Consider the following 18,953-nt stretch of genomic DNA (forward strand, 5'->3'; position numbering starts at 1 on the left):
ACGGCCGACGGACGGAAGGCGTTCTGCGTGAAACGTGCCTCGGAAGTGTCCCCATCGGCCGGCCTGAGCGCCGAGTCCGCCTCCGCCGTGCGGCGGCTCGCCCAGCTGAGCGTGCAGGCGCGGGACTGCACACCGGCGTGTTGCGCGAGCACAGTGACGCTGTGGCTCGCCGACGGCGTGCACCGGACCGCCAGCACGCACCCCGACATCGACGCGCTGGCGAGCTTCGAGGAGGAGACCGGCGAGGGCCCCGACGTCGAAGCGCCGGCTTCTTCCGCCTCCGTACGGTCCGGCGATCTGGTGACCGAGACGCGGTGGCCGCGCTTCCGGTACTACGCGCTCGGAATGGGCCTGCGCACCTTTCGCGCCCTTCCCGTCCGCCGGAACGGCATGACCGCGGTGGTCGGCCTCGCCGGCTACCGGGCGGGCACGCTGCCCGCCTCGGTCGAACCGCCCGTCCGGGCACTCGCCGAGGAGTCCCTGGACGCACTCGTGCGTGATCACGGCCTCGCCTCCGTGACGGTGGAGGTCGGCCAGTTGAAGGGCGCCCTCGCGACCAGGGCTCTGGTGGACCGGGCCACCGGCATGGTGATGCGTGCCCTGGACTGCGACGCGGACCGGGCGTTCGGCATCCTGCGGAGCATTTCCCAGGGAACGAACCGGAAGCTGGACCAGATAGCCCAGGACGTCGTGGACACCGACAGCGACCTCCTGGCGCGGCGGCTGCGAGGCATCGGGCGGCGCGCCTCCCGGTCGGCGCGGGGCGGCGGACCGCCCGTCTCCTGAGGGGCCCCGCCTCCGGAGAGGGGACGGCACGTTTGGCTCGCGCTCCTGGGGAACCCTCCCCACCATCGCACGCCCGGCGCATCCGGCCGACGCGTGAACCGGTCATCGAGGAAGGAACCGCACCATGAGCGCGAGCGAGCGCCCCCACAACCCCACCGAGCGCTACCCGCAGCCCGACTTCCCGCAGCAGGAGCAGGAACACCCGGGCTGGACCGGGCCCATGGACCCTCCGCCCGATCACGGCGAGGACTCCTACCGCGGCCATGGGCTCCTCACCGACCGCAAGGCGGTCGTCACCGGAGGCGACTCCGGCATCGGGCGGGCGGTGGCCCTCGCCTTCGCGCGGGAGGGTGCCGACGTCCTGTTCACCTATCTCGAGCCGGAGAAGGACGAGGCACAGCAGACCTCGGAGCTGATCGAGAAGGCCGGCCGGAAGGCCGTGGCCGTGGCGTGCGACATCCGGGACGAGAAGCAGTGCCGCGCGCTGATCGGGCGCGCGGTGAACGAGTTCGGGAGGATCGACGTCCTCGTCAACAACGCTGCCTACCAGATGTCGCAGCCGGACGGCATCTCGGCCATCTCCACCGAGCAGTTCGACCGCGTCGTGCGCACCAATCTCTACGGGATGTTCTGGCTCTGCAAGATGGCCCTCCCGCACATCCCGCCGGGTGGCTCCATCATCAACACGACGTCCGTCCAGGCGTACAAGCCGAGCCCGCACCTGCTCGACTACGCCATGACCAAGGGCGCGATCGTGACGTTCACCCAGGGCCTGGCGCAGATGCTCGCGCCCGAGGGCGTCCGGGTCAACGCCGTGGCGCCCGGTCCCGTATGGACACCGCTGATCCCCGCGACCATGCCCGACACCAAGGAGTTCGGGAAGCAGAGCCCGCTGGGCCGCCCGGCGCAGCCCGCCGAAATGGCCCCGGCCTATGTGTTCCTGGCTTCCGAGAACGCCGGGTACATCACCGGCGAGATCCTCAACGCGACCGGCGGGACTCCCCTGCCGTAGCACCGTGAAACCCCCGGGCCGGACTCGGCCGATTGGCCGGGGCGGCTGCGGGAAGGCGTCACGCATGCAGATGAATCATGAGGAAGCGCCCGTTCTCGATGCCCTGGCCGCGTACCACAAGCGTGACGAGCTGGGATTCTCGCCGCCTGGGCACAAGCAGGCGCGCGGTGCGGCGCCGGAGGTCAGGGCCGTGCTCGGGGACGCTGTGTTCCTCGGGGACGTACTGGCCAGTGGCGGCCTCGACGAGCGACGGATGAAGTCGCGGGTGCTGCAGCGTGCGGAGGGCCTGATGGCCGACGCCGTCCACGCCGACCACGCCTTCTTCTCCACGTGCGGCAGCTCGCTCTCGGTCAAGGCCGCCATGCTGAGCGTCGCCTCTCATGGGGAGAAGATCCTGGTGGGAAGGGATGCGCACAAGTCCGTGATCTCGGGGCTCATCCTGTCCGGCGTCGAGCCGGTATGGATCGAGCCCCGATGGGACGCGGAGCGTCACCTCGCCCATCCGCCGGCGGCCGCCGACTTCGAGAAGGCCTTCTCGGAACATCCGGACGCCAAGGGCGCTCTGGTGACCAGCCCTACGCCGTACGGCAGTACCGCCGACCTGCGCGCCATCGCGGACGTGTGTCACGCGCGCTCGCGCCCCCTGGTGGTCGACGAGGCCTGGGGGGCCCATCTTCCCTTCCACCCCGACCTCCCGACGTGGGCGATGGACGCGGGCGCCGATGTCTGCGTCACCAGCATCCACAAGATGGGCAGCGGACTGGAGCAGGGCTCCGTCTTCCACTTGCAGGGAGACCTGATCGACCATGACACCCTGGCGTCGCGAGCCGACCTCCTGGGGACGACGAGCCCTTCCGTCCTGCTGTACGCGGGTATCGACGGCTGGCGCCGCCAGATGATGCTGGACGGTCATGCGCTGCTGTCCCGCGCGCTCGACCTGGCGGGCTCGGTGCGCCGGCAGATCGAGGAGATCGACGGCATGCACGTCAATGACCGGGCCGACTTCTGCGGGCCGGGCGCCGCGACCGGGTTCGATCCCCTGCCCGTCGTCATCGACATCGGCGAACTCGGGGTCACCGGATACCGTGCGGCCGACTGGCTGCGCGGCCAGCACCAGGTCGACGCCCACCTGATGGACCACCGCCGGGTCAGCGCCCAGCTCACGCACGCCGACGACGGCGCCACGACGGGGCGCCTCCTGACGGCCCTGCGCGACTTCGCCCGCCGGGCGCCGTCGCTGCCCCGGGGCCCGGAGGTAGCGGTACCCGCGCCGTCGGAGCTGCGGATGGCGCAGGTGCGACTGCCTCGTGACGCGTACTTCGCGCCGACGGAGGACGTTCCCGTCGAGGAGGCGGCCGGGCGGATCTCCGCGGAGATGGTGACCCCCTACCCTCCGGGCATCCCGGCGGTACTGCCCGGCGAGCAGCTGACCGAGCCGGTCCTGCGCTACCTCAGGTCGGGCCTCGCCGCCGGAATGAACCTGCCCGACCCGGCGGACCCCGAACTGAACACCGTCCGGGTCTGCGCCGAGTGAGAAGGCGGCCCCGGGCGCGTCAGAGGCGCCAGTCCGCGAGCATCCGCTCCCCGAGGCGGTCCTCCAGGAAGCCGGTCGTGTTGATCCCGAACACCACGTCCGACTCCAGGTGGGGCTCGTCGTCCAGGAGTCCGCGGACGACGTCGTGGCGGACCACCTGTTCGTGCACCGCGTCCGCCTCGACGTGTTCGGTGTAGAAGAACTCCGCCGCGGGACCGGCTCCGGCGCGCTTCATCGCCTCGGCCAGACGCCGGGAAGCGGGCGACGAGGTGATCTCCACCGCTGCGAAATGCCCGACCAGCGCGCCGCGCAGCCGGCGGTGCAGGCCGAACAGCGACATCAGGTTGACCAGGGCCAGCATCTCGGGGTGCCCGTCGTCCAGATAGTGGCCGTACGCCGTCTCCAGCCCCAGATCGGTCATGAGATCGGCGAACAACTGGGCATGCACCTGTTCCGGCCGTCCGGCGCCGAACTCGTCGTACTCGACCGCCGCCATGCCCGCCTTCGCGCGGCCGCTGAGCCGGGGCAGCACCCAGGCGTGCGGATCCGCTTCCTTCAAGTGGTACAACGACCGCTGGACCGCGTAGGAACGGAGCGCACCGAGATCGCCCCGCTCCTGGAGCACGTACGACAGCCCCGTCCCCTGGACCGGTTCCACCAGGAGGTCTTCCAGTACCTCGGCCAGACCTGCGGTGGCGGGCACATCCGCTCTCAACGCCGACTCGAAGCGCCGCTCGAGAGCGCCGCGTACCTCAAGCAGCGCCGGATCCCACTCGCTCGCCGGGTCCACCTCCGCGAAGCCGCGGTAGTGGAGCTCGTAGCAGATGTACAACGCCAGCTGCAGGTCGTCGCCATAGGGATCGGCCACGGCCGCCGACCCCACGGCCGGCAGCTTCCCGGTCCCGCGCAGGTGGGCGAGGACGCCCGCCGACAGGTCGCCGCGGCTCCGCGGAAGCGGAGGTCCGTCCTGCACGCCGCTCATGAATCCCTCCTCGGAAGTCCGTGAGAAAAGCCCGCCGCCGCGCCGAGTGCGCAGGGCGTCGTTCCCTCAGGGCATTCCCGTACCCGGGAGTGCGCGCGCCAAGCCAGGCCCCGACGCGCCGCGGTGGAACGGTCCGGTCATCGGCGGGCGGGCCGCGGCCCACTCCACGCTACCCACGGGGTGGACCCGTCGCCCGGCGGGCGGGCGACGGGTCCTAAACGCCTAGGCCTTGGCGGGGTCGGAGGCGCCCCGCTCGAAACGGCGCGACGCATTCACGAACGCACAAGGAATTCACGAACGCGCGACGAATTCACGCCGACGCGACGGAAGGCAGAACGCAGACTGCCTCGTGCACACCGACGAACAGGTCGTACGCGCCGCGGCCCCGGGAGTGCCCGCACCGGAAACGTTGCGCCGGCTCATCCATTCCCTGGTCGGAAGTCGGAATGCACCGGACTCCTGACGACGCGGCATGCATGCGCGAGGAGAGAATCCACAGCACGTGAATTCTTCGGCGCTCTCCCGGGGCGGCGACCTGTGTGACAGCTACCAGTAATGCCGACGGCCGCCCACAGCGTGGCCTACGGCTCCGAGCACCCAGAGAACGGCCCCGATGACCAACAGAATGATTCCGATGGTCCAGAGGATCGAAATCCCGGCGATCAATCCGATGATGAGCAATATGACGCCTAGAACGATCATGACGCCCTCCATTCGGCTCTCCAGCACATATTCATGCTAGTTGCCCTGTGAGCCAAAAGCTTGTCAGGGAACGGCCCGGGTGCCCGGTCGAGCTGCGGCGGGCCTCACCGCCCTCCGGCGGGAGCGCGCTCTTGCAGGCGAGCAGGGCCGCCCATCGCGCGAGGAGAGCAGCTGATCGACGGCGGCTGCGGTGGCCGGCGCCCCGTAGGGGTAGCCGAGCCCCCCGGTGTCGCCGGAGCCCACGCGCACCAGAACCGGCGTGGTCGAGTCCCAGGCCGGCATGCTGTCGCCTTCCGGCGCGTCGGTGGGCCCCGTGCAGGCCGCGGCGCCGACCCGTTCGATCAGGGGGCGTTCCCGTCACCCGGACCGGGAGTCACCTGCCCCCGGCCCCCTGCCCGCCGTCAGGGCCGTCCTTCTTGTGATGCCCCGGCAGCATCTCTTGCACCTTGGCCTTGAGTCCCTGACGCATCACCGCTCCTCGGTCGCTGTCGCCCTTGATGAGGGAGAGGGCCGCCGCCTCGATCTGGTCGAGACCGGCGTGCGGCGGGATCGGGGGCACGGCGGGGTCGGTCCGGAAATCGATGACGAACGGCCGGTCGCAGCCCAGGGCCCGGTGCCAGGCCGACTCGACCTCGCCGGGCTTCTCGACCCGCATGCCGTCGAGGCCCACGGAGCGGGCGAAATCGGCGTAGCGCACATCGGGCAGGGACTGCGAGGGCAGGAACTGCGGGGCCCCCGACATGGCGCGCATCTCCCAGGTGACCTGGTTGAGGTCCTCGTTGTTGAGGACCGCGACGACCAGCCGCGGGTCCTGCCACTCGTGCCAGTACTTGGCGACGGTGATGAGTTCGGCCATGCCGTTCATCTGCATGGCTCCGTCGCCGACGATCGCGATGGCCGGCCGGTCCGGGTGGGCGAACTTGGCTCCGATGACGTAGGGCACGCCGGGGCCCATGGTCGCCAGCGTGCCGGAGAGCGAGCCCCGCATGCCGCCGCGGAACCGCAGGTGGCGGGCGTACCAGTTGGCTGCCGACCCGGAGTCCGCGGCCACCATCGCCTGGTCCGGCAGAAGGGCGTCGAGCGCGTGGACGACGTACTCGGGGTTGACGGGGTCCGCCTCCACGGCGGCTCGCCGCTGCATGACCTCCCACCACTGAGCGGTGTCCTTCTCGATCTTCTTCCGCCAGCCGCCGTGCTTCTTGCGTTTGAGGTGCGGCAGCAGCGCGTCGAGCGTCGCGCGTGCGTCGCCGACCAGGTTGACCTCGAACGGGTAGCGCAGACCGATCATGAACGGGTCGATGTCGATCTGCACCGCACGGGCCTGATCGAACTCCGGCAGGAACTGCGTGTACGGGAAGCTGGAGCCGATCACCAGCAGCGTCTCGCAGTCCCGCATCATCTCGTACGAGGGCCGGGTTCCGAGCAGACCGATGGAGCCGGTCACGTACGGCAGTTCGTCGGAGAGTACATCCTTGCCGAGCAGCGCCTTCGCGACTCCGGCGCCCAGGACGTCGGCGACCCCTTCGACCTCGGCCCGTGCCCCGCGAGCGCCCTGCCCGATGAGGATCGCGACCTTCTCCCCCGCGTTCAGCACCTCGGCGGCCCTGACGATCTCTTCCCGGGCGGGCACGGGGGCCGAAATGCCGACGCCGAGGCTGGAGGGGACCATCTTGAAGGCGTGCGTCGGCGGTGAGTAGTCCAGTTCCTGGACGTCCGCGGGGATGATCACCGCGGTCACGGTCCGCTTGGCGTACGCGGTGCGCATGGCCCGGTCGATCACGTTGGGCAGTTGTTCGGGAACGGTGACCATTTCGCAGAATTCGGACGCGACGTCCTTGTACAGGCTCAGCAGGTCGACCTCCTGCTGGTAGGAACCGCCCATGGCGCTGCGATGGGTCTGCCCCACGATCGCGACCACTGGAACGTGGTCCAGTTTCGCGTCGTACAGGCCGTTGAGCAGGTGGATCGCCCCGGGGCCCGAGGTGGCGGCGCAGACGCCGGCCCTGCCGGAGAACTTCGCGTAGCCGACGGCTTGGAACGCGGCCATCTCCTCGTGCCGAGCCTGGACGAACTTCGGCTGGTTCTCCGCCCTCCCCCATGCGGCGAGGAGGCCGTTGATCCCGTCACCGGCATAGGCGAAAACGTGGTCGACGTCCCACTCGCGCAGGCGCTGCAGGACGTAGTCGGAGACTTTGGTCGCCATGGTTCCCTCATCCTTTCGGTGGTGTGTACCGGCGCGCGGCCGCGTACGCGGACAGGCTGAGCGGGGCGATCGCGGCCGCTGAGACGAGCCGCCGGGCCGTGGGGGCGGGCGCGGCGGGGCGCTGGACGGCGCGCTCGGGGCGGCCGGTGGGCGGGTCCCCGTCGAGACCGAGTGCCAGGGCCTCGGCCAGGTGCATGGCCCGGCGTCCCGTCCCGCCCTGGTCGATCTGGGTGCGGCAGCTGAATCCATCGGCCAGGACGAGGGCGTCGTCGGCGGCCTCGCGCACGGCGGGCAGAACCCCTTGCTCGCCGATCGCCCTGGACAACTCGTAGGGGCCGCGTGCGAAGCCGAAGTTCCCGGCCAGTCCGCAGCAGCCGGCGTCGACGATCTCGGCGCGAATGCCGGCGCGGCGCATCAGCGCCCGGTCCGCGTGGAAGGCGGTGACGGCGTGCTGAACATCGCGTGCCTCCTCGGTGCCCTCGGCCGGCGTCGAGACCGGCCCGGTCTCCCATGAACCCGGTACCCGAAGAGGCCGCTTTCACCGATGCCCTCGTGCCTCCGGGGCCCGATCAGCCCAGCGGAAAGCAGCGGAGGACGGCAGCCGCACCGCGGGATCACCCGAGCGCGCGGCCCGGGAAGCGTGGCCGGACCGCCGGTGCCATGTTTCGGAAGTGGCCCAGCGGTAATCGGGGTGTACGTACGCAGCGCGCCCCCTCGGCGGCTCCGGCCGCGTCCGACGGGCCGAGAGGGCCATGAGGCAGACCAGGAGGAGATCGCCATGCCGGCAGGTTCCAGCCCCAAGCGCGAACGTCAGTACGAACACGTGAAGGAGAGCGCGGAGAACCGCGGCGCCTCCGAGAAGCGCGCGAAGGAGATCGCGGCGCGCACGGTCAACAAGGAACGCGCGCGCTCCGGAGAGTCGAAGACCGCGAGCCGGACCTCGACGCAGGACCCCAAGTCGGCGTCCCAGCGCGGCGGAGAGCGCTCGCACAAGGGCGCGCAGGGCCGCACCCGGGACCAGCTGTACGAGGAAGCGAAGAAGAAGAACATCGAGGGCCGCTCCAGCATGAACAAGGAGCAGCTCCGCAAGGCCGTCGACCGCTGACCTGCGGTGCGAGGGGCCGTTCAGCGGCATTCCGCCGTGGTTCCCTGCCCGGCGAGCCGGGCGGGGGCCACGGCGTCCGCGTTCCGGCCCCGCACGCATCCCGGCCCGGAATCCGGGGCCGCGTTTCGGCCGACGCAGGTGTGGAACCCGGGGCATGAACCCGGAAACGAATCGAGGAGAACATGGCTGTCGCGACCTACTGCCTCGTCGCTCTCGACTGCCCCGACCCTGCGGCGCTCGCCCGCTTCTACCAGGACGTGCTGGGCGGAGAGGTCACGCAGGAATCGGACGACTGGTTCGACCTGCAGGTGCCCGGCGGGGCCAGGCTCGCCTTCCAGCGCGCCCCGGACCACCGGCCGCCGGAGTGGCCCCGCGGGGACGTGAACTCCCAGCAGGAGCACCTCGATTTCAAGGTGACGGACATGGAAAGGGCCCATCGGGAGGTGCTCGAGCTCGGTGCGACGCCCCTGGATGTGGACGACCGGAACGGAGAACGCGGCTTCCGGGTCTACGCGGATCCGGCCGGGCATCCGTTCTGTCTGTGCCGTGAGTGAAACGGTCTGTGCCGTGAACGAAAGGGCGGAAGCCGATGACTGACCACGACGTGAGCAAGCGAAAAGTACTGGCCATCGTCACCAACTACGGCGTCGAGCAGGACGAACTCTTCGTTCCGCTCGATCACCTGCGCGGATGGGGAGCGCAGGTCGATGTCGCCGCCGTGACGACGGACGAGATCGAGACCCTGGTCGGTGACAAGGACGCCGGCAAGACACTCCGCCCCGACCTCGCGCTGAGCGACGCCGACCCGGCGGGATACGACCTTCTGCTCGTACCGGGCGGCACCCTGAACGCCGATACGCTGCGCGTGCAGGAGCCGGCGACGCGCATCGTTCGCGCCTTCACGGAGTCGGGCCGCCCGGTCGCGGCGATCTGCCACGGGCCCTGGGTCCTGGTCGAGGCCGGCGCCGTCTCCGGCAAGCGGCTCACTTCCTACGCCTCGTTGCAGACCGATATCCGCAATGCGGGCGGCGACTGGACCGACGAGGAGGTCGTCACCGACGACGCGGGCGGCTGGAGGCTGATCACCTCGCGCAACCCCGGCGACCTGGAAGCTTTCGTCCGTGAGATCGACGAGGCGCTCGCCGCCTGAGACGGCGTCCGGAAGACCGGTGGGGCGGGGCACGGGGCGGATGCCCGGTGCCCCGCCCCCTTCACGTCACACCGGTTCGGCCTGAGTCACGTCACACCGGTTCGGCCTGAGTCACGTCACGCCGGCTCGCGCTCGAGTCCCGTCAGACCGGTTCGGGCTTGAAGGGACGGAACTCGTCCCAGCCGGGCTGGACGACTCCGTAACTGCTCTCCGGCACCTCGTTCCACACACCGGGCAGGTCGCCGAGCGGCTCGGACACCACCAGGCGCGTGTCGTCGGAGACCCCGCGGAGGAAGTCCAGATCCGGGTGCAGCGCCCGTATCGTCTCGGCCCGGGTGCTGCAGAACAGCGAGCGCGAGGCACGCCGGCTCGAGTAGCGGAACGTCCACATGCGTTCCCCGTCGGCCACCGCGATGGTCATCTGGAGCGGATAGTCCACTCCCTCGTCGCGGCCCAGCCGCTCCACGAGACCGGCCATCCGCGCCACGGCTCCTGGCACGTCCTGGTCGAGACCGAAGGTGATGGCCAGGTAGAACATCACCTCCGAGTCGGTCGACCCTTCCAGCGAAGGGAAGAGTGCCGGGTCGATGGCCAAGGAGAGGTCCCGCCGCAGACGGTGGAATTCGGCTATGGCCCCGTTGTGCATCCACATCCAGCGGCCGTGCCGGAACGGGTGGCAGTTGGTCTGCTGCACCGCCGTACCGGTGGACGCACGGACATGCGCGAAGAACAGGGGCGACCGTACGTGCCCCGCGATCTCCCGCAGATTCCGGTTGTTCCACGCGGGACCCGTGTCACGGATGATCGCCGGGGTGCCTGCATCGGGCCCGTACCAGCCGATACCGAAGCCGTCCCCGTTGGTCGTCTCGACGCCCATGTGCGAGTGCAGGCTCTGGTCGATGATCGAGTGTTCCGGCTTGTAGAGCAGATCGCTGAGCACCACGCTCGTGCCCGCGTAGGCAAGCCATCGGCACATGAGTCTCTCCGCCCTTCCTGGAGAAATCAGCCGCGTAGAAGGCGCCGCGGCCCCCGACGGCCAAAGGGAGGCACTACCCGACTACCCCCTCCACGCTACCCAGTAGGCGGGCCGGCCGCCCGGCACCCGGAGGGCCTCCTCGGACCACGCGCCCGCACGCCGCCCGGGCGAACTGCCGCGTCCCCCCGCACACACCTCTGACCTGCCCCTTCTTGCGTGCCGGGGGGCGACCCGAGGGAGGTGGCTACGTGTCGCGCCACTCCCCTCCGCAAGAGCGAGGACCGGAGTGGGAGGACCGGTCCACGGCGATCTCGGCTCGCCCTTTCGTTCCGGTACGGTGCGCCCAGACGCAACCGGTGCGGGAAGAGGTGCGGGATGAGCTCTGCCGGAGTACCGGCGGGCGCGATGAAGCGTCGTCTCGGGATGTCCGACGCCGTGATGATCGGCCTGGGCTCGATGATCGGGGCGGGGATCTTCGCGGCGCTCGGCCCGGCTGCCGGCGCCGCCGGTTCCGGGCTGGTGCTCGCCCTCGCCCTGGCCGCGGTCGTGGCCTACTGCAACGCCACGTGCTCGGCCCGGCTGGCCGTCCTCTATCCCCAGTCCGGCGGCACCTACGTCTACGGCCGTGAACGCCTGGGCGCCTTCTGGGGCTACCTGGCCGGCTGGGCGTTCGTCGTGGGCAAGACGGCGTCCTGCGCGGCCATGGCCCTCACCGTCGGGGCCTACCTGTGGCCCGGCCAGGCGCATGCCGTGGCGGTGGCGGCCGTGGTGGCGCTGACAGCGGTGAACTACACCGGGGTGCAGAAGTCCGCGCGCGTCACCCGTATCGTCGTCGTTGTCGTGCTGGCCGTTCTCGCTGCCGTGGTCGTCACCGCCCTGACCTCCGCCGACGTGGACACCGCCCGGCTGGACATCGGCCCGGACGCCACGGTGGGCGGGGTGCTCCAGGCGGCGGGCCTGCTGTTCTTCGCCTTCGCCGGGTACGCGCGCATCGCGACCCTGGGAGAAGAGGTCCGCGATCCCGCGCGCACGATCCCGCGTGCCATTCCGACAGCACTCGCCATCACTCTGGTCGTCTATACGCTCGTCGCCGTCGCTGCCCTGATGATGCTGGGTCCGGACGGCCTGGCGAACACCGCCGCTCCCCTGTCGGACGCCGTACGGGCCGCGGGTGCCGACTGGCTGGTGCCGGTCGTCCGCGGGGCCGGTGCCGTGGCCGCGCTCGGCTCGCTGCTCGCCCTGATCCTGGGGGTCTCCCGCACCACCCTGGCCATGGCCCGGGACCGGCACCTGCCGCATGCCCTGGCCGCCGTCCACCCCCGCTTCGGTGTGCCGCACCGCGCCGAACTGGCAGTCGGCGCCGTCGTCGCCGTGCTCGCCGCGACCACCGACGTACGCGGCGCCATCGGCTTCTCCTCCTTCGGCGTCCTGGCCTACTACGCCATCGCCAACGCCTCGGCCTGGACCCTCAGCCCCCAGGAGGGCAGACCGAACCGCCTCGTTCCCGTCATCGGTCTGGCCGGCTGTGCAACCCTCGTCCTCGCCCTGCCCCCGGGTGCTGTCCTCTCCGGCGGCACAGTCCTCGCTCTCGGAGCCGGTGTCTACGGCCTCCGGAAAGCCCTGGCCACCGGCTCCCGTCAGTGAGGAGCCGGCGTTCCGCGCCGGAGACGCAGCGGTCCCTCGCAGCGACGCGCCGGTCGTCGTCCCGCACGGGTGGACCTGTGGGAGAGAGCGGGCGGTTGACGTGGCCTGGACTCAGCCGTCGTCGCCCGGCGCACCGGGCACAACGATCCTGCGCCCGGTGACGCGTCGCGGCGAGAGCACCATGACGTGCTCGCGCCCCTCCCCGGCCCATGGTGTCGAGTAGGCGGCCGCCCTGAGCCGACGAGCTGCTTCCTCGTCCGCCACAGCATGGACCGACCCGACGAGCAGCACACTCCACCCTCTGCTGAAGGCGTCGTCGATGTGATCGGCTTCGAACGCGATGTCGGTGCCGTCGGCGGCGGCGAGCGGGGAGTGCTCGGCCGTGCTGAACACGACCTCACCGTCCAGCACCTGGTAGTTCAGCGGCAGCACGACCGGCCCGTCCCCGCCCACGAGTGCCACCCGCCCCACACCATGATCGCCGAGCAGGGTCCAGGACTCGGATTCGTCGAGTTCCACCATCTGGGCTTGCGGTGCAGCTCTCGTGAGCCCTGCCGGCAGATCCTCGGTCCCACCCGTCAGCTCCCCGACGGTCGTCTCGAGGGCGTTGGCCAGGCGGAGCAGAAAGCCGATGCCCGGCGCCGCGGACGAGTGCTCCTCGACGTATTCGATGTAGCCGGGCGCGGCGGCTGCCCGGAGCGCGACATCCTGCCGGGACAGACCGAGCTGCTTGCGGCGTGTGGCGACACGTCGGCCGATGTCACCTCGCGCCGACGGCGGTGATGAGGACATCGTCACGCTCCCTGTACGTCGAGGCACGTCGTACGGACAACGCTAGCGATCACCGGCCCCAGCCGCAGTGCGGAGGCACCCGGACGGTCATCGGCGGAGGCGGCCACCGCTGAACGTTCTCCTCAGACAGGGAAGGCGCCGAGCCAGGCGGAAAGGGCAGAGGAGTGACACCGGTCCGGATCCCGGTCCCGGGCGCAGCGACGACGCACACGTTGTCCCGCCGGGCGCCGCCGGCCCTCCCCGCCGGGCCGGTGTGTTTGATGCGGTGCTAAGGGCCGATGTGTTTGATGCGGTGCCAAGGGCTGTCCCGCAATTCCTGGTGGATCAGCGCGCGGCGTCAGATGCGGTGCATCGCAAGGCGGAGAGGCGCCCGCATACTGGATGTATTCGGGCGTTTCGACAACGCGGCGAGGTGCCATAGCTGTCGTCGCGCGCCCGCCAGGAATCGCGGGACAGCCCTTAGACGACCGCACGGAGAGCGATCTCGGCAGCGTGAGCGATGAGGGCGTCATCATGTTCGGCATCCTCGGCGTCGCGGCGCGAGAGGACGGCCAGGACGACGGGGGTGGCGTGGGGTGGCCAGACGACGGCGATGTCGTTGCGAGTGCCGTAGCCCCCGGTACCGGTCTTGTCCGCGACCTGCCACCCGTCGGGAGTGCCGGCCCGAATGGTGTGGTCGCCTGTCGTGTTGCGCTTGAGCCAGTCGGTCAGTACGGCCCGTTTGTCCGCCGGGAGCGCGGTGCCGAGGACGTACGCGCGCAGATCGCCGGCGAGGGCGCGGGGCGTGCTGGTGTCGCGGACGTCTCCCGGGACCGCGTCACTGAGCGCCGTCTCGTAGCGGTCACAGCGGGTGGTGCGGTCACCCTGCGCGCGCAGGGCTGCCTGGAGGGCCCGGGGGCCGCCCAGTTCGCGGAAGAGGAGGTTGGCCGCGGCGTTGTCGCTGTAGCGGACCGCTGCGTCGCACAGCTCACGCAGGGTCAGTCCGGTGGCGAGGTGCTGCTCGGTGACCGGCGAGTTGGTGACGAGATCGTCGCGGCCGTAACGCACGAGACGGTCCATCTGCCGCAGGGAGTTCCTGCCGAGAACGGCGCCGGCGAGCAGTGCTTTGCAGGTCGAGGCGTAGGCGAAGCGTTCGTCGGACCGGTGGGCGACGGCCCGGCCGCTGACGGTGTCGAGCGCGTAGACCCCCAGCCGGGCGTCGGACTTCCTCTCCAGTTCGACGAACGCGCGCTCCGGAGAGAAATCGGCGGGCTGTGGTGACGCGGACGGCTTCGCGGCGGGCGGAGTCGGACCGGAGGTCGTCGGGGCGGTGCCGTCCGGGGTGGCGGTACACCCGGTCACAGGCAGAGTCGCGGCCCCGCCCAGCGCGGCCAGGACCGCACGACGGGAAAGACGAGTTCGCGGGTGCATGAGGTGCGGACGTTCCCTTCTGCAGGTCGTTCGGACAGGGTGGTCTGCGCTCACCGGGCGAGGTTGCTCAGGAACCGCGCGGCGACCGGGCCCGCGTCGGCGCCACCGGAACCGCCGTCTTCGAGGAGTACCGCCCACGCGAGGTCGGAGGCGCCCTGGTAGCCGATCATCCAGGCGTGGGTGCGCGGAGGGGCTTCGCTGCCGAATTCGGCGGTTCCGGTCTTCGCGTGCGGTTGCCCGGGTAGGTCCTTGAGGGCGCGGGCGGAACCGGCGGTCACGGTGGTGCGCAGCATGGCGCGGAGCCGGCCCGCGACCTCGGGATCCAGCGTCTTCGGCGCCCGGTACCTCTTCTTCACCGCGTCCGGCACCAGTACGGGCTGGTGGAACGTCCCACTTTTGACGGTGGCCGCGATGGACGCCATGACCAGCGGTGACGCCTGAACGCGTGCCTGGCCGATGGTCGCGGCGGCCTTGTCGTTGTCGCTCGTGGAGACGGGAACGCTGCCGTCGTAGGTGGTCGTGCCCACGTCCCAGCTGCCGCCTATGCCGAACGCCTGTGCCGCGTCCCTCAGGTCGGTGTCGGAGAGCCGGTCGCGTGCGTTGACGAAGTAGGTGTTGCAGGACTGGGCGAAGACGTCCGTGAAGGTCGAACCGGCAGGGAGTTCGAACTGCTTCTGGTTCTCGAAACGCTGCCCGTCGACTCGGGCGAACTTGGGGCAGGGGGCGAGGTCCCCTGGTTTCATCCCGCCTTCCAGAAGAGCCGTCGCCGTCACGACCTTGAAGACGGATCCGGGCGGATAGCGCCCTTCGAGGGCACGGTTGAATCCCCCGGGACGGTTGGCGGCGGCGAGTACCCGCCCGTTGCGCGGGTCTATCGCGACGATCGCCGCGTTGACCTCGACCCCGGTCAGGGCCTCGGCCGCCGCCGCCTGGACGCGGGGGTCGATCGTGGTGCGCACCGGGCGGCCCTTGCCCCCGGCAGCGGGGGTGAGGTCCTTGACGGCGCGCCCGCTCTGCCGGTCCGCGACTACGACGGACTTGGCTGCGGCCCTGCCCCCGGAGAGGATGGCGTCGTAGCGGGCCTCCAGGCCGGACGTGCCCTTGCCGCTGACGGGGTCGACGGTTCCGGTGAGACTCTCCGCGCGGAGCGGGTCGCCCTGGGAGTCGAGCACCTTCGCCCGGGTGTTCATGCTCTTGAGCGCAAGGGTCTGCCCCGGCTTCAGCTCCGGGTGGATCACGGGGGAAGCGAATTCGACCTTCCAGGTGCCCGAGGAGTCGACCACCTGGGCGGCGGAGCGCCAGGTGACGTCTCCGGCGCCCGGTACGGCCATGGTCACCGTGAAGGGGAAGTGAACCTCCCCCTCCCCCTTCCTCGCCCCCTCGCCTTGGACGATGGTGGTCTTGGAGGGCTTGAGATTGGTCAGGACCGACGTGAGGAGCGAGGCGGCTCCGTCGGGGGTGTCGGTATAGCCTGCCGCCTTCCGCGCGTCGTGCCCGGCCCATGCGCCGAGGAACGCGGCCAGGGGTTCGCGGGCGGCCGCCACGTCTCTGTCGTCTTCCCTCGCGTCGCCGCCCCGGAGACCGAATGCGGCATACCCGCCTCCCGCGAGGACGAGAACGGACAGGGCCAGGACCAGGGGTCGCCGGGCGCCTCGCGACCGGCGGCGGCGCGGGGCGGAACTGTTCGGGCTGTGGGTACGCCTCAAGGTGATCTCCGTCTCGGGTCGTGCGGTCCGCACCGGGCGGCCGGCCGGAGTTTTCGGCGTGGGCGGGGTACCTGGGCTCGCCGGCGGCTCGGTTCCGGCCCGGCCGGAACCGGTTCACGTCGGGAGTCAAGCCCCACGCCGGAGCGCATGTCGAATACGATCTCGCCGACCACACGATTCACAGCTCGTATCAGTACAGGCCAGGGGGTGCAGAGTGCTGACGGAACGGCATCTGGAAATCTTCGTCGCGGTGGCGGAGGAGGAACACTTCGGAGCTGCGGCGCAGCGGGTGGGCATCACCCAGCCGCCCCTGTCCCAGGGCCTGCGGCGACTGGAAGCGCTGCTCGGTGTCCGTTTGTTCGACCGTGACAGAGGAGTCTCCCTGACCGAGGAGGGGACTCAACTGCTTCCGCACGCCCGCAAGGCGCTGGCCGCGCTCACGGCACTCCGTGAGACCGGGGCTCGTGAGCAGGCCGACGGCCGGCGGCTGCGGCTCGGGCTGGCTCCGGAAGTGCCGACGCCCCTCGCGGCGGGCGTGGCGGCCGCGCCGGTCCGCGCGGGCGAGCGGACGCGGATCGGTATGGTGACGGCGTCGACGTCCGTGTTGCTCGGCGACCTCGCTGCGGGGCGCCTGGACATCGCCGTGATCCGACACCCCTCCGTGCTGCACGGTCTCGCCGCCGGCCGCGTGATCCTTCTGCCGACCTGGATCCTCGCCCCCGCCGGCAGCGGTGATGTGCGTGCCACACGGGCGCCGCGTCTGCCCGTCGCCGTACGTCCCCGCGCCGAGGCCCCCGCGGCCCATGACCTGTTCATCGACACACTGGCCAGCCGCGGCCGCCGAGTGGAAACTGTGGTGGTGTCCGACGAGCGGGCGGGCCTCGCACTCGTCGCGGCCGGCCAGGCGGTGCTGGTCACGGCGGACGACACGCTCACCGCCTCCGGCGTCGAACGGCTCCCGACGACGGACCCACCGCTGCCACTGCGCCTGCGGGTGGCCTGGGACCCTCGTCGTCCCGGGGCGGAGGAGGCCGCCAGGACGGCGCGACTTCTGGAGGACGCGTTGACCCGGAAGGTGGCACCGTGAGCGGGATACTGCGGGGCAGGGGCGTGGAGAGCACCATCCGCGGCATGTTCGACGACGCGGGTGTCCGCGGCTGGCTGCATGTGGCGGAACTGCACCGGCCGTCGGCCCGGGTGACCGTCGATCCCGACGAACAGCTTCCCATGGGTTCGGTCTACAAGATTCCCGTGATGGTCGCCTTCTGCCGGCTCGTGGAGGCGGGGCGGATCGACCCGGTGCGCAGGGTGACGCTGGAACCCGGCGAGCGCGTTCCCGGGCCGACCGGCATCTCCCTCCTGAGCGACGCCGTCACCATGTCGCTGCGCGACATGGTGGTGCTGATGATGACCATCTCCGACAACACCTCGGCCGACGCCGTACTCCGAGCGGTCGGCCCGGACGTGGTCGACGCCGTGTGCCGGAGCCTGGGCATGCCCGACACCCGAATCCACGGAGGCGTCGTCAACACGTTCAGCCAACTGGTCGCCGAAACAGGCGCCCACTCCCTGGCCGCGGCCCTGGCACGCGTGGCGGACAACGACACCGTTGTGCCACCAGGCGTGTACGACCCCGCGTACAAGGCCTCCACCACCCCCTCGGACATGGCACGGCTCCTGCGAGCGATCTGGACCGGACAGGCCGCCTCCGAGGAACACTGCGCCTTCATGCGCGGGGTGATGCGCCAACAGCCCTGGGCCCACCGCCTCGGGTCCGGATTCCCGTACGACGACGTCACCGTCTACGGCAAGACCGGCACCTTCGGCTCACTGCGCCACGAAGCGGGCGTCGTCGAACTCGCCGACGGCACCACGTACACCGCCGTCGTCTTCACCCAGGCGGCCCGGTCCGACACCAAGCTTCCCCGCGCCGACGCGGTCATCGGCGCCGCGGCCAGGGCGGCCGTGGAGGAACTGAGGGGACGCCAGGGCACCTGAGGGAGGTGAGGTCGCCGCGGCGGGGAGGTGCCGGCCGTGGCGTCCGTGTTGCCGGCCGGTGGGAGGGGTCGGCGCTGTCGACTGGTCGAAGGGTGTCGGCGTCGTCGACTGGTCGGAGAAGGTCGGCGTCGTCGGCCGGTCGGCCGGATCTGACCGGCCGTGACGCCTCGCCGGGGGCGCGTCAGGGCCGGCGGCGGGGCCGAACCCGGATCCGAGAACCTCGTCGTGAGAGCGAGGCGGGCCCCCGGGCGGATGGCTACTTCGTGGGGACGACCGCGATGGGGGCGTTGGCGAAGTGGAGCGTCGAATGGACGACGTGGCCGACGTAGCGGCTGCCCGTCCTAAGGCTGCGCCCGACGACCAGAAGCTGAGCGCCGGCGGCCAGCGACACCAGCATTTCGGCGGCGAATCCCAGTTCGAGGTGTTCGGTGACGGCGATATCGGGATAGCGGCGGCGCCACGGCTTCAAGAGGGCGATCAGTTCCCGGCGGTGTTCCCCCTCAAGTTCTCCGGGCCTGTTCGAGAGACCCAGGACCCCGGACCGGTTGGTGAACATGGCGGGCAGGTCCCACGCCCGCGCCGCCCTCAGAGGGACGCCGTGTGCGGCTGCTGCACGGAAGGCGAAGTCCAGGACCGCCTCCGCCTCGTTCTCCTCCGTGGGGACGCCTGCCACCACCTCGCCCTTCTGCGGACGTAGGCTGACCTCACCGCCCCGGATGATCACCACCGGGCAGACGGCCAGGCTCAGCACACGAAGTGCGGTCGGTCTCGGCAGCTTGGGTGCCGACCATGGCGGGCAGGCGACGTCTCGGCTGGAGTAGAGCAAGTGGCCGGTTCGGGGAGATCGATGAAGGCTGCTGAGCAGGCACGGTGGTCTCTCGCCGGATCCGCAGCCTCCGGGAAGCAGGAACCCTCATGACTTTCGCAGTCCCCGCCGGCATCCTCCGGGGCAG

General features: G+C 70.8%; 17 protein-coding genes and 1 pseudogene. 9 read left to right on the forward strand and 9 right to left on the reverse strand.

All coding sequences use genetic code 11. The features are described 5' to 3' along the window. Window positions 1–153 precede the first annotated feature (153 nt). The 3 genes from E6R60_RS16250 (at window position 154) to E6R60_RS16260 (ending at window position 3,332) form a co-directional block, all read left to right on the forward strand. The gene (locus E6R60_RS16250; protein WP_136327265.1) at window positions 154–786 is read left to right on the forward strand and encodes an ANTAR domain-containing protein; all 633 of its coding nucleotides are present in this window, start codon (window positions 154–156) and stop codon (window positions 784–786) included. A 124-nt stretch (window positions 787–910) separates the two neighbouring features. Next, complete coding sequence (locus E6R60_RS16255; RefSeq protein ID WP_136327266.1) at window positions 911–1,798, forward strand: SDR family oxidoreductase; 888 nt, start codon at window positions 911–913, stop codon at window positions 1,796–1,798. Between the two features lie 64 nt (window positions 1,799–1,862). Beyond that, entirely contained in the window at window positions 1,863–3,332 is a 1,470-nt protein-coding gene (locus tag E6R60_RS16260; RefSeq protein WP_136327267.1) for an aminotransferase class I/II-fold pyridoxal phosphate-dependent enzyme, read from the forward strand. A gap of 19 nt (window positions 3,333–3,351) precedes the next feature. Here E6R60_RS16260 and E6R60_RS16265 read toward each other — a convergent pair whose 3' ends face one another. The 4 genes and pseudogenes from E6R60_RS16265 to E6R60_RS16280 all read right to left on the reverse strand — a co-directional run. Next, window positions 3,352–4,314, reverse strand: a complete 963-nt coding sequence (locus E6R60_RS16265; RefSeq protein WP_136327268.1) for an iron-containing redox enzyme family protein — start codon at window positions 4,312–4,314, stop codon at window positions 3,352–3,354. Between the two features lie 546 nt (window positions 4,315–4,860). Next, on the reverse strand, window positions 4,861–5,016 hold the full coding sequence (locus E6R60_RS37455; protein WP_240802598.1) for a DUF6131 family protein: 156 nt from the start codon (window positions 5,014–5,016) through the stop codon (window positions 4,861–4,863). 373 nt (window positions 5,017–5,389) lie between these two features. Next, a complete protein-coding gene (locus E6R60_RS16275) occupies window positions 5,390–7,219 on the reverse strand; it encodes a thiamine pyrophosphate-requiring protein (RefSeq protein ID WP_136327270.1) in 1,830 nt (609 codons plus the stop codon). Window positions 7,220–7,226: 7 nt separating this feature from the next. Continuing rightward, a pseudogene (locus tag E6R60_RS16280) lies at window positions 7,227–7,673 on the reverse strand (FAD-binding oxidoreductase); the annotation flags it as partial. A 324-nt stretch (window positions 7,674–7,997) separates the two neighbouring features. Here E6R60_RS16280 and E6R60_RS16285 point away from each other — a divergent pair. From E6R60_RS16285 to E6R60_RS16295, 3 genes are all read left to right on the forward strand, one after another. Beyond that, window positions 7,998–8,324, forward strand: a complete 327-nt coding sequence (locus E6R60_RS16285) for a plasmid stabilization protein (protein ID WP_136327271.1) — start codon at window positions 7,998–8,000, stop codon at window positions 8,322–8,324. Window positions 8,325–8,506: 182 nt separating this feature from the next. Continuing rightward, on the forward strand, window positions 8,507–8,878 hold the full coding sequence (locus E6R60_RS16290) for a VOC family protein (protein WP_136327272.1): 372 nt from the start codon (window positions 8,507–8,509) through the stop codon (window positions 8,876–8,878). 35 nt (window positions 8,879–8,913) lie between these two features. Beyond that, window positions 8,914–9,474, forward strand: coding sequence for a type 1 glutamine amidotransferase domain-containing protein (locus E6R60_RS16295; protein ID WP_136327273.1), 561 nt, complete (start codon window positions 8,914–8,916; stop codon window positions 9,472–9,474). 142 nt (window positions 9,475–9,616) lie between these two features. Here the strand turns inward: E6R60_RS16295 and E6R60_RS16300 are convergent, their stop codons facing one another. After that, window positions 9,617–10,450 carry a class II glutamine amidotransferase gene (locus tag E6R60_RS16300; protein WP_136327274.1) on the reverse strand — a complete coding sequence of 278 codons (834 nt, stop codon included), beginning with the start codon at window positions 10,448–10,450 and terminating at the stop codon, window positions 9,617–9,619. A gap of 375 nt (window positions 10,451–10,825) precedes the next feature. Here E6R60_RS16300 and E6R60_RS16305 point away from each other — a divergent pair, with 375 nt between their 5' ends. Further along, complete coding sequence (locus E6R60_RS16305) at window positions 10,826–12,094, forward strand: APC family permease (protein ID WP_136327275.1); 1,269 nt, start codon at window positions 10,826–10,828, stop codon at window positions 12,092–12,094. A gap of 111 nt (window positions 12,095–12,205) precedes the next feature. Here the strand turns inward: E6R60_RS16305 and E6R60_RS16310 are convergent, their stop codons facing one another. From E6R60_RS16310 to E6R60_RS16320, 3 genes are all read right to left on the reverse strand, one after another. After that, window positions 12,206–12,886 (reverse strand): pyridoxamine 5'-phosphate oxidase family protein, encoded by a 681-nt coding sequence (locus E6R60_RS16310; RefSeq protein WP_136327276.1) that lies wholly within the window; start codon window positions 12,884–12,886, stop codon window positions 12,206–12,208. Between the two features lie 459 nt (window positions 12,887–13,345). Further along, window positions 13,346–14,296, reverse strand: coding sequence for a class A beta-lactamase (bla, locus tag E6R60_RS16315; protein WP_136327277.1), 951 nt, complete (start codon window positions 14,294–14,296; stop codon window positions 13,346–13,348). Between the two features lie 50 nt (window positions 14,297–14,346). Continuing rightward, the gene (locus tag E6R60_RS16320) at window positions 14,347–15,840 is read right to left on the reverse strand and encodes a penicillin-binding transpeptidase domain-containing protein (protein ID WP_240802588.1); all 1,494 of its coding nucleotides are present in this window, start codon (window positions 15,838–15,840) and stop codon (window positions 14,347–14,349) included. A gap of 376 nt (window positions 15,841–16,216) precedes the next feature. On the opposite strand from E6R60_RS16320, the gene E6R60_RS16325 reads away from it, so the two are divergent. Both E6R60_RS16325 and E6R60_RS16330 read left to right on the forward strand, forming a co-directional pair. Further along, window positions 16,217–17,089, forward strand: a complete 873-nt coding sequence (locus E6R60_RS16325) for a LysR family transcriptional regulator (RefSeq protein ID WP_136327279.1) — start codon at window positions 16,217–16,219, stop codon at window positions 17,087–17,089. Then, the gene (locus E6R60_RS16330; RefSeq protein WP_136327280.1) at window positions 17,086–18,000 is read left to right on the forward strand and encodes a serine hydrolase; all 915 of its coding nucleotides are present in this window, start codon (window positions 17,086–17,088) and stop codon (window positions 17,998–18,000) included. The genes E6R60_RS16325 and E6R60_RS16330 overlap by 4 nt, the downstream gene beginning before the upstream one ends. 256 nt (window positions 18,001–18,256) lie before the next feature. Here E6R60_RS16330 and E6R60_RS16335 read toward each other — a convergent pair whose 3' ends face one another. Next, window positions 18,257–18,751, reverse strand: a complete 495-nt coding sequence (locus E6R60_RS16335; protein ID WP_240802589.1) for a universal stress protein — start codon at window positions 18,749–18,751, stop codon at window positions 18,257–18,259. Window positions 18,752–18,953: the final 202 nt, after the last annotated feature.

Source organism: Streptomyces sp. A0642, assembly GCF_004795105.1.
GTDB lineage: Bacteria > Actinomycetota > Actinomycetes > Streptomycetales > Streptomycetaceae > Streptomyces.